This is a genomic window from Pseudomonas marginalis, from assembly GCF_001645105.1.
GTDB classification, from domain to species: Bacteria; Pseudomonadota; Gammaproteobacteria; order Pseudomonadales; family Pseudomonadaceae; genus Aquipseudomonas; species Aquipseudomonas petroselini.
The window spans coordinates 69193-84568 of the sequence record NZ_LKEG01000057.1 but is presented as its reverse complement, the minus strand read 5'-3'; the positions used below and the strand labels follow the sequence as shown (position 1 = coordinate 84568).

General features: G+C 59.3%; 15 protein-coding genes. 7 read left to right on the top strand and 8 right to left on the bottom strand.

Annotated features, from left to right (window positions below):
- Positions 1–413 precede the first annotated feature (413 nt).
- Both AO064_RS27505 and AO064_RS27500 read left to right on the top strand, forming a co-directional pair.
- The gene (locus AO064_RS27505; protein ID WP_064055213.1) at positions 414–1262 is read left to right on the top strand and encodes an EamA family transporter; all 849 of its coding nucleotides are present in this window, start codon (positions 414–416) and stop codon (positions 1260–1262) included.
- Positions 1262–2209 carry a LysR substrate-binding domain-containing protein gene (locus tag AO064_RS27500; RefSeq protein ID WP_064055212.1) on the top strand — a complete coding sequence of 316 codons (948 nt, stop codon included), beginning with the start codon at positions 1262–1264 and terminating at the stop codon, positions 2207–2209. Before AO064_RS27505 ends, AO064_RS27500 begins: the two co-directional genes overlap by 1 nt.
- A gap of 44 nt (positions 2210–2253) precedes the next feature.
- On the opposite strand, the gene AO064_RS27495 is transcribed toward AO064_RS27500, so the two are convergent.
- Both AO064_RS27495 and AO064_RS27490 read right to left on the bottom strand, forming a co-directional pair.
- Positions 2254–2544: a DUF3077 domain-containing protein gene (locus AO064_RS27495; RefSeq protein WP_043205893.1), complete on the bottom strand. Its 291-nt coding sequence runs from the start codon at positions 2542–2544 to the stop codon at positions 2254–2256.
- Between the two features lie 325 nt (positions 2545–2869).
- Complete coding sequence (locus AO064_RS27490) at positions 2870–3817, bottom strand: LysR family transcriptional regulator (protein ID WP_064055211.1); 948 nt, start codon at positions 3815–3817, stop codon at positions 2870–2872.
- 129 nt (positions 3818–3946) lie between these two features.
- Between AO064_RS27490 and AO064_RS27485 the strand changes: the two genes are divergently transcribed.
- Together AO064_RS27485 and mmsB are read left to right on the top strand one after the other, a co-directional pair.
- Positions 3947–5464 carry a CoA-acylating methylmalonate-semialdehyde dehydrogenase gene (locus AO064_RS27485; protein WP_015885874.1) on the top strand — a complete coding sequence of 506 codons (1518 nt, stop codon included), beginning with the start codon at positions 3947–3949 and terminating at the stop codon, positions 5462–5464.
- Positions 5465–5478: 14 nt separating this feature from the next.
- Complete coding sequence (gene mmsB, locus AO064_RS27480; protein ID WP_064055210.1) at positions 5479–6366, top strand: 3-hydroxyisobutyrate dehydrogenase; 888 nt, start codon at positions 5479–5481, stop codon at positions 6364–6366.
- Here mmsB and AO064_RS27475 read toward each other — a convergent pair.
- Positions 6353–7102, bottom strand: coding sequence for a T3SS effector IpaJ family cysteine protease (locus tag AO064_RS27475; protein WP_064055209.1), 750 nt, complete (start codon positions 7100–7102; stop codon positions 6353–6355). The two genes, mmsB and AO064_RS27475, sit on opposite strands and share 14 nt — an antisense overlap.
- A 162-nt stretch (positions 7103–7264) precedes the next feature.
- Positions 7265–7609: a cupin domain-containing protein gene (locus tag AO064_RS27470; RefSeq protein ID WP_064055208.1), complete on the bottom strand. Its 345-nt coding sequence runs from the start codon at positions 7607–7609 to the stop codon at positions 7265–7267.
- 240 nt (positions 7610–7849) lie between these two features.
- On the opposite strand from AO064_RS27470, the gene kynB reads away from it, so the two are divergent.
- On the top strand, positions 7850–8500 hold the full coding sequence (kynB, locus tag AO064_RS27465; protein ID WP_064055207.1) for an arylformamidase: 651 nt from the start codon (positions 7850–7852) through the stop codon (positions 8498–8500).
- A complete protein-coding gene (gene kynA, locus AO064_RS27460) occupies positions 8497–9354 on the top strand; it encodes a tryptophan 2,3-dioxygenase (protein WP_064055206.1) in 858 nt (285 codons plus the stop codon). Before kynB ends, kynA begins: the two co-directional genes overlap by 4 nt.
- A gap of 99 nt (positions 9355–9453) precedes the next feature.
- Here the strand turns inward: kynA and AO064_RS27455 are convergent, their stop codons facing one another.
- The 4 genes from AO064_RS27455 to antA form a co-directional block, all read right to left on the bottom strand.
- Complete coding sequence (locus AO064_RS27455; protein WP_064055205.1) at positions 9454–10854, bottom strand: amino acid permease; 1401 nt, start codon at positions 10852–10854, stop codon at positions 9454–9456.
- Positions 10855–10925: 71 nt separating this feature from the next.
- Positions 10926–11933, bottom strand: coding sequence for an anthranilate 1,2-dioxygenase electron transfer component AntC (antC, locus tag AO064_RS27450; protein WP_064055204.1), 1008 nt, complete (start codon positions 11931–11933; stop codon positions 10926–10928).
- A 245-nt stretch (positions 11934–12178) separates the two neighbouring features.
- On the bottom strand, positions 12179–12670 hold the full coding sequence (antB, locus tag AO064_RS27445; protein ID WP_064055203.1) for an anthranilate 1,2-dioxygenase small subunit: 492 nt from the start codon (positions 12668–12670) through the stop codon (positions 12179–12181).
- Positions 12670–14061: an anthranilate 1,2-dioxygenase large subunit gene (gene antA, locus AO064_RS27440; RefSeq protein ID WP_064055202.1), complete on the bottom strand. Its 1392-nt coding sequence runs from the start codon at positions 14059–14061 to the stop codon at positions 12670–12672. The genes antB and antA overlap by 1 nt, the downstream gene beginning before the upstream one ends.
- 311 nt (positions 14062–14372) lie before the next feature.
- On the opposite strand from antA, the gene AO064_RS27435 reads away from it, so the two are divergent.
- Positions 14373–15353, top strand: a complete 981-nt coding sequence (locus AO064_RS27435) for an AraC family transcriptional regulator (protein ID WP_064055201.1) — start codon at positions 14373–14375, stop codon at positions 15351–15353.
- Positions 15354–15376 lie beyond the last annotated feature (23 nt).

Below are 15376 nucleotides of genomic sequence, written 5' to 3'. Positions count from 1 at the left end.
AAGTCTGCCATGACGAATCTTGATGGCTAGGCTGACGAAGTTTCGCTTTTTCGCAAAGGGTGGGCTTAGTTAAATGGCCGCTCCAACTAACCATCGTAAAGGACTGCGATGAGCATAAACGTCAGTAATTTCCGCCAGAAATTTTCTAAGGCTAGGCTTTCAAACGTTGCTTTTAATGAGCTGTTGAGCGCAAGAGAGTTGCTCGAGCCAGGACAGATACTTATTTCAGCCGATAATAAGTTTCTCCATACCCGTACGCACTTTATCGATACGAATACGCCACGTGGCGTGATTGATGATTCGGAGTGCTTGAGTGATCTAAATCGCTACATGCTACGGATGTGGTTACGCAAACAATGATGCCCCGACGCACATAACGTGCAGCCGCCACTATCCGCCATAAGCCGAGCCCCATGGATAACTCTGATATTGCGATCACGCTGGTCTTGATCTCTGCCTTTATGCACGCCACTTGGAACGCCGTAGTCCGCGCCGGTAGCAGTCGCTTCATGACCTTGGCGATGGTGGATGGCACTGCGCTGGTGATATGCCTGCTGGCGCTGCCGCTTGTCAGTGTGCCGAGCCTGGAGGTGGGGGGTTATATCTTCGTCTCCGTGGTCCTCAATACGGTCTATCGGTTATTTCTGATCAACGCTTACGAAACCGGTGACTTCGGTCAGGTTTACCCGGTGATGCGTGGGGTACCCCCGGTACTGGTCGCGCTGTTTTCCTACTTTCTGCTGCATGAAGAGTTGTCATTCCAGGCCTTAACCGGAGTGTTGATGATTTGTGCGGGAATTATCAGCCTGACCTTTGTTCGCAGGATGACGGCGCAGAGGTTCAAGCCGATCCTGATGGCGGTGTGCGCCGGGGCGCTTATTGCGTCTTACACGGTGGTGGATGCCAAGGGTGTAAGAGCCAGTGAGACGGTGCTGCAGTACATCATCTATCTGACGGTGTTCCAGAGTATTCCAATTCCACTGCTGGCGTTTTCCAAAGAACGCTCGGCCTTGGCTCAAACGATACGTGGGCATTGGCGAATCGGCCTATTAGGTGGTGTTTTTTACCTGGCGTCCTACGGATTGGTGTTGTTTGCGTTGTCGCTGGACGCGGTGGCCAAGGTCTCAGCGCTGCGGGAAACCAGTGTTATTATCGGCGCCATTATTGCCGCGCTGTTCTTTCATGAACGGTTCGGTTGGCGACGGATGCTGTCGGCATTCGTCATTGTTAGCGGGATCATCTTGATCAAAGTGAGCACCTGATGGCTCAGCGTCCGCCTCCCACACCGATGCTTCAAGCGTTCGTCAGTGCTGCGCAAACCGGTAGTTTTTCGCGTGCGGCGTCTGAGCTTAACCTTACCGCCAGTGCCATTAGCCATCAAATTGCAGGCCTGGAGGAGTGGTGGGGCGTGCAGTTGTTTGAGCGGCATTCACGCGGCGTCAAGCTGACCGCAGCGGGGCAAGCCTTATTGCCGGTTACCGATGGCTTTTTCAATGCACTGGATGGGGTACTGCAGTCCCTCAACCCCGGTAAATCCCAACCGTTGTACCTCTCATGCACGTCTTCCCTCTGTTCGACGTGGCTAATCCCCAGGCTGCATGGGTCGCACACTGAGGCCTCGTTCAACCTTGATCTGGTACTGACCAGCGCCGACATGAACAACACCCGCCTGGAAGCTCATCAATACGATGTCGCGGTGGTGATGGGGTACGGCGATTACCCGGATCATCATGTTGAGCTGCTGATGCGTGACGCGGTGTTCCCGGTTTGTTCACCGGAGTTTCTGCGGTTGAAGGGGGATATTTCACTGGAGGGTGTCGCTCGGTACCCGCTGATTCATCGGGTGGACGATCAGGTATGTCCAGGGTGGGAAAGCTGGTTTGCGTTTCAGGGGTTGGCGCCGCCGCCTTATCACCATGGGCCGCGATTTCCGGATTCGAGCCTGGCGATCAGTTTGGCAGTGAAAGGCACAGGGATCGCGCTGGGCAGGACTGCGTTGGTGTTTGACCAATTGGAAGACGGTGCGTTGGTTGCGTTGAAAAGCCCCGTGATGATGTCGCCGGCGGCCTACTACATCATTTGTCGTAGCGGGCGGCAGTCAGAGCCGGATATCGCTCGGCTGATTGAATGGCTCAAGACCAGTGCGAGTAAGTTTCTGCGCGAAGTTCGGGCGCGGTATCCGCAAATTTCCGGGGCTGGTGCGGTTTAAATGTGGGAAGGCGCAAGGCTCCTCCCACATTCGAACGGTATCGCTTAACGGCCCGGCGTCATCGCCTGCGTCAAGTCATCTACCACGGCTTTGCCCATCTCACATAGGTAATGCGCAGCCCATGCGTATTGCTCGCCACGCACATCCATGGCGGCTTCCATCGCGAGTTTCTTGGAGTAAAAAAGTAAGGTGGAGGCGTGTTCCAAAGCTTCCTCAATCGGCATGCCGGAGTTGACGCGGAACAAGGGTTTTTGATTTTCGCCGTAGTCGCCGAAGGTGGCTACGCCGAGGGTGGTGATGGAGGAAAGCGGTGGGTCGGGGACGATTTTTGACATGATGTTTCCCAAATTTACAGTAGGGGTCACCACGGCATGTCGCTAAACATGAAGAGGTGGCAGCTGTACACGGGTTAGCGAACCGGTAAATTTGGGAACCCGGCAGACCCGAAGGTCTCCCGCGTACAGCCGCCATAAACGGTAAAGACAGATAAAAAGCCTGGCAATACTTTGGCATCACATCCCAACTAATCCGAGTCGCTAAACCCGATCGCTGATGAGCAGCGAAGTCAGGAGGCTAGTGACCCAAACGGTAAGGCGCAATGGGGTAGAGAGTCTCTAGGAAACGTCCTGCAATTTAAAGCGAATCGTCGTTGATGGCACTTTAATCCGCGAACCGCATCTCCCGCGTCTCACCCATCAACAACCCCTGATTCTGCTCCGTCACCTCCCTTATGTAATCCCACAACAACGTAATCCGCTTCAACTTGCGCAAATCCTCCCGGCAATACATCCAAAACTGCCGTGTAATCGCAATCTGCTCCCCCAGCACTGGCAGCAACCGTGGATCCTGTGCCGCCAAAAAACACGGCAATATCGCCATCGACCGCCCCTGCTGCGCCGCCACGTACTGCGCGATCACGCTGGTACTGCGCAGGCTGGCGCTGGCGCCGGGCACCACGTTCGCCAGGTACAGCAGCTCTGAACTGAACGCCAAATCATCCACGTAGCTGATAAACGGATGTTCGGCCAAATCCGTGGGTTTGCGGATCGGCGGGTGTTGGTCCAGGTATTCCTGGGTCGCGTACAGCTGCAGTTTGTAGTCGCACAATTTGCAGCACACATAGGGCCCGTGTTCCGGCCGTTCCAGGGCGATGACGATGTCGGCTTCGCGCTTGGACAGGCTGATGAAGTGGGGCAGGGGCAGGATGTCCACCGAGATGGCCGGGTAGGTGTCGACGAAGTGGCTCAATTGCGGGGTGACGAAGAAGCTGCCGAACCCTTCGGTGCAGCCCATGCGCACGTGGCCGGACAGCGCCACGCCGGAGCCGGAGACTTGTTCGCAGGCCATGTGCAGGGTGCTTTCGATGGACTCGGCGTAGCCCAGCAAACGCTGGCCCTCAGGAGTGAGGACGAAACCGTTGGTCCGGGATTTTTCGAACAGCAGGGTGCCGAGGGACACTTCCAGTGAACTGATGCGCCGCGACACGGTGGTGTAGTCCACCGCCAGGCGCTTGGCGGCCACGCTGGCCTTGCGGGTGCGGGCCACTTCGAGGAAAAACTTCAGGTCATCCCAGTTCAGGGAGCCCAGCGACGTGATGTTTTTTTGCATATTGGTCCGGCTTTTATGTGCGTTCTTATTAGAGATTTGCACATCTATACTCCAAAAACAGTCCGAACGCCTCATTTCCCAAGGCGGTTACGCGCCTTGTCTCTGTATAAATATAAGATTGGAGACCACATGAACGCATCTGCCGATATTTCCGTGCAACAGGTCAAGTTGCTGATCAACGGCGAGTGGGTCGAGTCCAAGACCACCGAGTGGCAAGACATCGTCAACCCGGCTACCCAAGAGGTGCTGGCCAAAGTCCCGTTCGCTACCGCCGATGAAGTCAACGCCGCCATCGACGCCGCCCACCGCGCCTTCCAAACCTGGAAGCTGACGCCAATCGGTGCGCGCATGCGCATCATGCTTAAGCTGCAAGCCTTGATCCGTGAACATTCCAAGCGCATCGCCGTGGTGCTCAGCAACGAGCAAGGCAAGACCATTGCCGATGCCGAGGGCGATATTTTCCGTGGCCTGGAAGTGGTGGAGCACGCTTGTTCCATCGGCACCCTGCAAATGGGCGAATTCGCTGAAAACGTCGCCGGTGGCGTCGATACCTACACGCTGCGCCAACCCATCGGCGTGTGCGCCGGTATCACCCCGTTCAACTTCCCGGCGATGATTCCGCTGTGGATGTTCCCGATGGCGATCGCGTGCGGGAATACCTTCGTCCTAAAGCCGTCTGAGCAAGACCCACTGTCGACCATGCTGCTGGTCGAGCTGGCGCTGGAAGCCGGTGTCCCTGCTGGCGTGCTTAACGTGGTGCACGGTGGCAAGGATGTGGTGGATGCGCTGTGCACCCACAAAGACATCAAGGCCGTGTCCTTCGTCGGCTCGACCGCCGTGGGCACCCACGTCTATGACCTGGCCGGCAAACACGGCAAGCGCGTGCAATCGATGATGGGCGCCAAGAACCACGCGGTGGTGCTGCCGGATGCCAACCGCGAACACACCCTCAATGCCCTGGTCGGCGCCGGTTTCGGCGCGGCGGGCCAACGTTGCATGGCCACCTCGGTGGTGGTGCTGGTGGGCGCGTCCAAGCAATGGCTGCCAGACCTCAAGGCGCTGGCACAAAAGCTCAAGGTCAACGCGGGCAGCGAAGCGGGCACGGATGTGGGCCCGGTGATTTCCAAGCGCGCCAAGGCACGTATCCTGGAACTGATCGAAAGCGGCGTGAAAGAAGGCGCCAAGCTGGAGCTGGACGGCCGCGACATCAAGGTGCCGGGCTTCGAGCAAGGCAACTTTGTCGGCCCGACCCTGTTCTCGGGCGTGACCCCCTCCATGCAGATCTACACCCAGGAAATCTTCGGCCCAGTGCTGGTGGTGCTGGAAGTGGCGACCCTCGATGAGGCCATCGCGCTGGTCAACGCCAACCCGTTCGGCAACGGCACCGGCCTGTTCACCCAGAGCGGTGCGGCGGCGCGTAAGTTCCAGAGCGAAATCGATGTCGGCCAGGTCGGCATCAATATCCCGATCCCGGTGCCGGTGCCGTTCTTCAGTTTCACCGGTTCCCGTGGTTCCAAGCTCGGCGACCTCGGCCCGTACGGCAAGCAAGTGGTGCAGTTCTACACCCAGACCAAAACCGTCACCAGCCGTTGGTTCGATGACGACACGGTCAATGATGGCGTTAACACCACCATCAACCTGCGCTGATTCGGGAGACGACCATGAAGATTGCATTTATCGGCTTGGGCAACATGGGCGCGCCCATGGCTCGCAACCTGATCAAGGCCGGCCACGCGCTGAACCTGTTCGATTTGAACCAGACGGTGCTCAAGGAACTGGCCGAGCTGGGCGGCACCATCAGCGCTTCGCCACGCGATGCGGCGAAAGACGCTGAGCTGGTGATTACCATGCTGCCGGCGGCGGCGCATGTGCGCAGCGTATGGCTGAATGACGACGGCGTTTTGGCCGGTATCGGCAAAGGTGTACCGGCGGTGGATTGCAGCACCATCGACCCGCAAACCATCCGCGATGTAGCGGCTGCGGCGGCCAAGCAAGGTGTCGTCGTAGCCGACGCCCCGGTCTCCGGCGGCACCGGCGGCGCCGCCGCAGGGACGCTGACTTTCATGGTCGGCGCCACCCCGGAACTGTTCGCCACCCTGCAACCGGTGCTGGCGCAGATGGGCCGTAACATCGTGCATTGCGGCGACGTGGGCACCGGGCAAATCGCCAAGATCTGCAACAACCTGTTGTTGGGCATCAGCATGGTCGGCGTCAGCGAGGCCATGGCGCTGGGCGACGCGTTGGGCATCGACACCCAGGTGCTGGCCGGCATCATTAACAGCTCCACCGGTCGCTGCTGGAGTTCCGACACCTACAACCCATGGCCTGGCGTGATTGAAACCGCGCCGTCGTCCCGTGGCTACACCGGCGGTTTTGGCGCCGACCTGATGCTCAAGGACCTGGGCCTGGCCACCGAAGCCGCGCGCCAGGTGCACCAGCCGGTGATCCTCGGCGCCGTGGCCCAGCAGCTGTATCAGGCGATGAGCCAGCGCGGGGAGGGGGGCAAGGACTTTTCGGCGATTATCAACAGCTACCTTAAAACCAATTAAGGGGAGGGGGGCCGGCGTAAGGCTGGCTCCCGGCTTTTACACCCGTGTTTAAGGGGGCCAATTTGGCAACGATTGAAATCCCCGAAGGGTAATAGCCGAGTGCCCTGCCCGCGGCTTTTTTAAGCCTGGTGTTCAACGCGGAAAAGTTTTTTTGGTTCTCGCCGGTTGCGGGATCCATATAGCTGCCGTCTGCCCGCTGTACCACCCAGTGCAATCCGATCGGCAAGCCGACACACGACACCGCCATGGCCTCTAGTTTTACCTCGTTGCTGTCGAGTGCGGGACCCGGCAGGTCAATAGGGCAGCCAATGCCTCTGAGCTTGTTTTCGATCGTCGGATAAAGCCAGTTCAACCCGGCGACAAGCATGCCCGGGTTCTTTTCCACCTTCATGTCCAAGCCCAAAAGCCTTCCCGCGATGACAAGACTGTCCGGCATCGAATAACCGGCTTGTTCCAGGTCGGTCTGCCCGTGCCTGACGGTTGTGCAGCCGCTGGTGATCCTGTACAGGTCGCTTTCACAACGATTGTCCAACTCCAGTGTGTCGACGCCTAAATGCTCAGACATTGATCCGGTAAGAACCGGGATTTTATCGACCCCCAGTTCTTTGGCCGCGCACAGCAGGGCAGCCGCGCCGCAGGAGTTGGGAAACACCTGCTTTTTGGCAATTTGGCTGACCGGGTCTGGCGGTTGGTGGATGACTGAGTGCCAGGCAGTTGGGGGCGCGGTACGGATCATGATTACCCTCTGGCGACTGTTCAATTCGCTTGATGAAGTCAGTCCAGATCTTGTCGATCAGCCCACGGAAGGCCTGTAGGAAAGCACTTAATACGCCATGAGTTTGGGCCTTAAAGAGCGCACTGGGCCGAATCCGTGTTCAGTGCGCCAAGGCATAGCGGGTCAAGCAAACACAAAATACTTACGCACTGTTTCCACCACTTCCCACGTTCCCTTCATCCCCGGTTCCACCACGAAGATATCCCCAGCCCGCAGGTGAATCGGCTCCATGCCTTCTGGCGTGATGATGCAGTAGCCTTCCTGGAAGTGGCAGTATTCCCACTTCACGTAGTCCACGTACCACTTGCCCGGTGTGCAGATCCAGGTGCCCATGATCTTGCTGCCGTCTTCGCTGGTGTAGGCGTTGAGGTTGACGGTGTGCGGGTCGCCTTCGAGTTTTTCCCATTTGCACGCGTCCAGGACCGGCATTGGGTGGGTGTCGCGCAGTACGGTGATGGGCTTGGACATGATGACTCCTAGGCAGGGAATGGAAAGATCCACCCTAAGGCCTTGGGCGTTGCACCAGTGGTCTGAACTCGACATCGGGATGCCCAGAAGCGCAGCGGTATTTATTTGATATAACCCATCACCAATCCGCTATTTCCTCGCAGTAAGTGCGAAAGATTTCCCGCTTCACGCCAGAATTCGCAAGAAAATTCGCAGCAGGGCCTCGTATCATTCACCCCAGTAACCGCCGAGAGCCTGCAAATGAACCCAATAAAAACGTGGTGGGATATCAGCCCGCCCTTGAGTGCGGCGACCCCGACCTGGCCGGGAGACACGCCGTTCCAGGAAGAGCGCGTGTGGCAGTTCGGCCCGGAGTGCCCGGTGAATGTCGGGCGCATCACCTTGTCGCCGCACACCGGCGCCCATGTGGATGCGCCGCTGCATTACAGCGCCGACGGTGCACCGATCGGTGAAGTGTCGCTGGACGTGTACATGGGGCCGTGTCGGGTGTTGCATTGCCTGGACAGCGGCGCGTTGGTGCAGCCGCATCAGTTGGAAGGGCGTGTGGATAACGTGCCCGAGCGTGTGTTGTTGCGCACTTATCCACAAGCGCCGCTGACCGAATGGGATGCGGACTTCACTGCCATTGCCCCGCAAACCATCGAGCTGCTGGCCAGCCTGGGGGTGCGCCTGATCGGTATCGATACACCCTCGCTGGACCCGCAGCAGTCCAAGACCATGGATTCCCACAACGCCGTGGCCCGCCATGGCATGGCGATTCTCGAAGGCATCGTGCTCGATGACGTACCGGAAGGCGACTATGAACTGATCGCGCTGCCGCTGCGTTTTGCCCACCTGGACGCGAGCCCGGTCCGCGCCATTCTCCGTCCGCTCAAGGAGCCCACGCGATGAGCCAATGTCCTTTCTCTGCTGATTACCAGCCGCCCGAAGAATGGCATAACGCCGAACTGAATTTTTCCGAGTCCATGAGCTACGGCGATTACCTGGACCTGGGCAAAGTCCTCAGCGCCCAGCACCCGCTGTCGCCGAACCACAACGAAATGCTCTTCATCATCCAGCACCAGACTTCCGAGTTGTGGATGAAACTGATGCTCCACGAACTCAAGGCTGCCCGCGAGCACGTACGACTGGGCGAATTGCCGCCGGCGTTCAAGATGCTGGCGCGGGTGTCGCGGATCTTCGATCAACTGGTGCACGCCTGGGCGGTGCTGGCGACGATGACGCCGTCGGAGTACAAGGCCATCCGCCCGTTCCTGGGGCAGTCGTCGGGGTTCCAGTCGTTCCAGTACCGCGAGATCGAATTTATCCTCGGCAATAAAAGTGCGGCGCTGTTGCGGCCTCACGCCCACCGGCCGGAGCTGTTGAACGAGCTGAAAGTGGCGATTGCCACGCCGTCGCTGTATGACGAGGCGATCAACCTGATGATCAAGGCGGGCCTGGCGATTGATCCCAAGCGTGCCGAGCGTGACCCGACGGCGGCGACGGTTCACGATGAGTCCGTGGAGGCGGCGTGGCGGGAGGTGTATCGCGACCCGAACCGTTACTGGGATTTGTATCAGTTGGCCGAGAAGTTTATCGACCTGGAGGATTCGTTCCGCCAGTGGCGCTTCCGCCATGTGACCACGGTGGAGCGGATCATTGGCTTCCAGCCAGGAACCGGTGGCACGGAAGGTGTGGGGTATTTGCGCAAGATGCTCGATACCGTGCTCTTCCCCGAGCTATGGCGAGTACGCTCAACGCTCTAAACAAATGTGGGAGGGGGCTTGTTCCCGATGGCGGAGTGTCAGTCACTTAATAGGTTGACTGGTACTCTGCCATCGGGAGCAAGCCCCCTCCCACAGGGGTTATTGCGCCACGGCTACTTTCGCGTTTCTCATCCGCAACCGATAGGCCACATAGATAATCCCCACCCATACCGGCATCGCATACACCGACTCACGAATCCCTGGGATCGCCAGCATCACGCTGATGATCATCAGCATGAACGCCAGGCACAGGTAGTTGCTGAACGGGAACCAGAAGGTCTTGAACGACGGCGTCACGCCTTGCTCGCCCATGGCTTTGCGGAACTTAATGTGGGTGATGCTGATCAGCGCCCAGTTGATCATCAGCGAGGCAACCACCAGCGCAAACAGCAACTCCAGGGCACTTTGTGGCGCGACGTAGTTGACCACCACGCACAGCATCGTCACCAGTGCCGAAATCGCCAGCGCCCGCAGCGGCACGCCTTGCTTGTTGAGTTTCATCAACGCCTTTGGCGCATCGCCTTGCTCGGCCAGGCCGAACAGCATGCGACTGTTGCAGTACACGCCGCTGTTGTACACCGACAGCGCCGCGGTCAGCACCACGAAGTTGAGGATGTGCGCGGCGGTGTCGTTACCGATCAGCGAGAAGATCTGCACGAACGGGCTGCCGCTGTAGGCATCGCCCGACGCGCCGAGGGTTTGCAGCAGTTGGTCCCACGGGTACAGCGACAGCAACACAGTCAGGGCGCCGACGTAGAAAATCAGGATCCGGTACACCACCTGGTTGATCGCTTTCGGGATCACTTTGCGCGGCTCGCTGGCCTCGGCAGCGGTGATGCCTACCAGCTCCAGGCCACCGAACGAGAACATGATGAACGCCATGGACATCAACAGCCCCATGCCGCCATTCGGGAAGAACCCGCCGTGGCTCCACAGGTTGCTGACCGAGGCTTGTGGGCCGCCGGTGCCGCTGAACAGCAGGTAGCAGCCGAGCGCGATCATGCCGACAATCGCCACCACCTTGATGATCGCAAACCAGAACTCGGCCTCACCGAAGAACTTCACGTTCAGGGTGTTGATCAGGTTCACCGCCACGAAGAACACCAGTGCGCTGACCCAGGTCGGGATTTCCGGCCACCAGAACTGGATGTACTTGCCCACCGCCGTCAGTTCGGCCATGCCCACCAGGACGTAAAGTACCCAGTAGTTCCAGCCTGCCAGGAAGCCTGCGTAGCCGCCCCAGTATTTGTGGGCGAAGTGGCTGAAGGAACCGGCTACCGGCTCTTCGACGATCATCTCGCCGAGCTGGCGCATGATCAGGAACGCGATAAAACCAGCAATCGCGTAGCCCAGGATCATCGACGGCCCCGCCGACTTGAGTACCCCGGCCGAGCCGAGGAACAACCCCGTACCAATCGCCCCTCCCAAGGCGATCAGTTGAATGTGCCGGTTCTTCAGGCCACGCTTGAGGCCTACCGGGTTAACCATGTCATCCGCCATTAACATTCCCTTCTACTTGTTTTTCTCAGGGTTGAGTGCACGCCGCATCAGCCCCTCAGAAGTGCTGAGGGTCAGATATTACTCTGCGTGAACTTTTCGTAATACAACTGAACGCCATCAAGTGCCTGATCCGCCAGCCATTGTTGGACGGATTCGACCATTGGCGGGGGACCGCACAGGTACATATCCGCCGATCTGTCCCGCAATTCGGCCAAGTCAAAATGCTCGGTCAGGTAGCCGCGCTTGCCGGGCCAATCCGCTGAGGGGGCGCTAAGGACTTCGGTGTAGCGGAAGTCCGCGATGCTTGAGGCGTAGGCCTGGATGCGCGCCGCTTCGCACAAGTCCTCGGCACCGCGCACGCCATAGTAGAGGTGCACGGGTTGGTCGCAGCCATTGGCGGCCAGTTCGTCGAGCATGCCCAGCAAGGCCGATAACCCGGTTCCGCCTGCCACCAGCACCAAGGGTTTGGTGACGTGACGCAGGTAGAAGGCGCCCAGGGGCGCTTCCATCAACAGCTCATCGCCCACCTGGCAGCGCTCGCGCAAGTAGTTGCTCATCACCCCGTCGGGCAACAGCCGCACCAAAAACTGCAAGTGATTGCCCGCAAGGTTGGCGAAGGAATACGAGCGCCAACTGTCCGTGCCAGGTACCGACAGCCGTGCGTATTGGCCCGGTAGAAAATCCAGCGCCTGATCCAACTGCACCTGCAGGATCGCCGTACTGGTCGACACCTGCCGTACCGCGCTCACCGTGCCACGTACCTGCACCGGTCCCGGCGCATTGCACAGGCTCGAATCAAAGTCGAAATAGAACGTCGCATCGGACTTCACCCGCGTCTGGCAACTGAGCATTTTGCGTTGTTGCAGGTCGAGGCTGGAGAGGGCTTCCTCATCCACATAGTCCTGGCTGTAGTCGCCGGATTCGCAGCGGCCCTGGCAGGTGCCGCACACCCCTTCGCGGCAATCCAAGGGGATCTTGATGCCGTTGCGCAGCGCTGCATCCAGCAGGATTTCATTCGCGCCCACCGGGAAAAACAGGGTCTTGCCGTCGGCAAAACTGAAGGCCACTTTGTGATTCATGTGTTGTTCTCTGCCTATTTATGACGTACGCACGGCCTGTTGTGGTGAGCGGGCTTTTTGTAGTGAGCGGGCTTGCCCCGCGCTGGGGCGCGTAGCGGCCCCAATAAAGTCACCGCATTTCTCCAGTCAAGCCGTAGTGCCTGCACCAGGGGCCGCTGCGCGCCCCAGCGCGGGGCAAGCCCGCTCACCACAACAAGCCCGATCACCACCACAAAAAGCCCGCTCACTACCACAACAAGGGCGCTTTAGAGGTGATAAAAATCCAGCACCGAGTTGATGGTGTCGTTGAGCAGCAGCGCGTGCTTTCGGGTGATCAACCAACTGTCGCCATCAGGCTTGAGGGTGTAAGTGGCGTGGCCGTAAAACTGCTCCGACGTGGCCAGGCGATAGAACAGCGTGTGCCAGTTCAGTTTCACCTCCAGCGTGCCCTCCGTCCGCTCGGCGATGCGCACGTTGTTGATCAGGTGCAACGTGCGCGGCATCGGCGTGGCCGACGCCGCCTTGCCGGTGCGCAGGCGGAATACGCGGTCTTCCAGGCCCGAACGGTTGGCGTAATAGATCAGCGACATCTCGCGCTTGGGGTCGCGGGTGTAGACGTGTTCCGAGTCCCACTGCGGCAGGTGGAATTCACTCTGCGGGTCGAACAGCTGCACATAGGCGTCCCAGTCCTGCGCATCGCACAGCTCGGACTTGCGGTAGAAGAACTGCTCGATCTGGTACTGCAATTGCGCATTCATCATTCCACCTCCCGCAATTTCAGCGCTTGGTTATCGAGGCCCTTGAGCAGGAACTGCTGCCAGTTGCGATGCTGGTTCACATAGAGGCCTTCGTGGGTGAATTCGGTGCCGGTCATCGCCGGTTGGATGCCGATGGCTTCGCTGTTCGGCGTGGGGCCGGTTTCCCAGCGGTGGCTGCCGCGTGAGATATCGCTCCAGCGTTCAAGCCGGCCCTGGAAACCGCGCTGGGCTTCGCGGAACTCCACCAGGTCATCCGGCGTGCCCATGCCGGACACGTTGAAGAAATCCTCGAACTGGCGAATGCGGTTTTCACGGTCGGCGTCAGACTCGTTTTTCACCCCCAGGCACTGGCTGATGATCTCGGTCTTGTTCCACGCCACGGGGCGGATGATGCGCAGTTGCGAGCTGATCTGGTCGAGAAAGAACAGGCTCGGGTAGATATTCAAATTGCGCAGGCGGTGCATCATCCATTCGGCTTTTTGCTGGCCGTGTTCTTCAATCAGGCGCGGCATGATGGTGGCGTAGCCGGAGCGCACGCTGGGGTTGGGCATGTCGCTGAACAACAGGCTATGGCCGTTGTTGAAGGCGAACCAACCGTCATCGGTGTTGGCGTCGCCGGCGCCAAGCTTGCTGTAGTCCAGGGTGCTGCCTGCGCTAGCGCCATGCTCGGTGTTCACCTGTTGGCGATGCTGCACCGTGGCCACGTAGTTGTAGTGCACGGTGCTGACGTGATAACCGTCCAGGCCGTTTTCGTTCTGCAGTTTCCAGTTGCCGTCGTAGGTGTAGGAGGATTTGCCGGGCAGCACTTCCAGCTCACCGGTAGCGGACTGCGCGACCATCATGTCGAAGAACACGGTGGCATCGCCCAGGAAGTCTTCCAGGCTGTCGGTGCCCTTCACGTCCAGGCTGATGAACACAAAGCCTTTGTAGCTCTCGATACGCGCCTTTTTCAGGCCGCGTGTGGCTTTGTCGAAGCCCTCCGGGTATTCCCCCGGCGCCTTGACCTTCACCAGTCGGCCATCGCTCTTGTAGCACCAGGCATGGAACGGGCAGGTAAAGGTGGACTGGTTGCCTTTGCCGACCCGCGTCAGGGTGGTGCCACGGTGCTGGCAGGCGTTGATCAGCGCATTGAGCTGGCCTTCGCCATCGCGGGTGATGATCATCGGCTGGCGCCCGGCGCGCATCGTTACGAAGTCGTGGTTATGGGCCAGTTCGCTTTCGTGGCAGGCATAGATCCAGTTCTTTTCGAAGATCAGTTCCATCTCCAGATCGAACAGTTCCGGCTCGGTGAACATGTGGCGGGCGATACGGAATACTTCGTCTGCCGGGCGAAAGTCCAGGCAGCCTTCGATAAACGTTTTCCACTGCTCGACGCTTCTTGCACCACTCATGGGAGGCACCTTTTTGATAGGGGCTAATCGGTGGTTTATTAGAGGCAGCGGGGCAGGGCGCGGGCTATCCGCTTAATGGGGGAACCTGGGCCGAAAAATGGGCAGCAAATACCCAACCCGGTGCAGCACGGTGACGGGATGCGCTACTGTCTGGCAGGGCAATTGTCGGAAAAGACCGCTTCTTATCCACTTAATCGACCGTTGCTATCCACCCAGTGGCCATTGCGCTGGCGTGGCGCATTACTTGCTGTCCTACACCAACGACGCGCCGCCAGAGCGCGCAACAGCCTAACCGCCGTGGGTGCACCCTGATGAGCAGCCAAACGATTCAACGCTTCGACCTGGAAGGCGCCCGCAGCTGGATGTCCGGCATTTGCGGGCCCCATCGCCTGGCCACCGCCACGCCTGAGCGCCTGCGTTTTCACCACAGTGCCAACGTGTTCAAGTCCCGCGCCACCACCCTGGGCGTGATCGAGTACGGCACGGACGTGACCATCGACATCGAAGACGCCGAGCACTTCAGCAGCTACAGCCTGAGCCTGCCCCTGGTGGGTGAGCAGGAGCTGAGCAAGAACGGTGAGCGCCTGAGTTCCAACCGCGACCAGGGCGTGATCATCTCGCCCAACGAGCATCAGGTGCTCGCGATCTCCGGCGACTGCCGCAAGTTGCAGGTGGTGATCACGCGCGCGGCCATGAGTGAGTCGCTGGAAGGTTTGCTGCAACGGCCCATTGAAGCGCCGTTGCGCTTTGAGTCGGTGATGGACGCGGTAGAGGGGGCGTCGGCGTCGTGGTGGCGCATGGCGCGTTACTTCATCGCCGAGCTGGAGCACGGCAGCGAGCTGTATGAGCAGGCTGCCTTTACCCGTGACCTGGAAAGCTCGCTGATCAAGGGCCTGATCCTGGCCCAGCCGAACAACTACTCCGAAGAACTGCGCGATGTCCTGGGGGTGAAACTGCCGCATTACCTGATCCGTGCGCGCCAGTACATCCACGACAACGCCCGCGAAGCCGTGCACCTGGAAGACCTGGAAGCTGCTGCGGGGGTGTCGCGGTTCAAGCTGTTCGATGCCTTTCGCAAATACTTCGCCCTGTCGCCCATGGCCTATTTGAAGAAGTACCGGCTAGGCGCCGTGCGCCAGGAAATCCTTGAGCACGGCTCCACCCGCACCATCTCCGAGATCGCCCTGGGCTGGGGCTTTACCCACCTGGGACGGTTCTCGGCGGAGTACCGCAAGCTGTTCGATGAGTCGCCGAGCCAGACGTTGCAGCGCAAGCGTGTGCGCGGTAGTTAAACATTGGATCTTCAGTGTGTGGG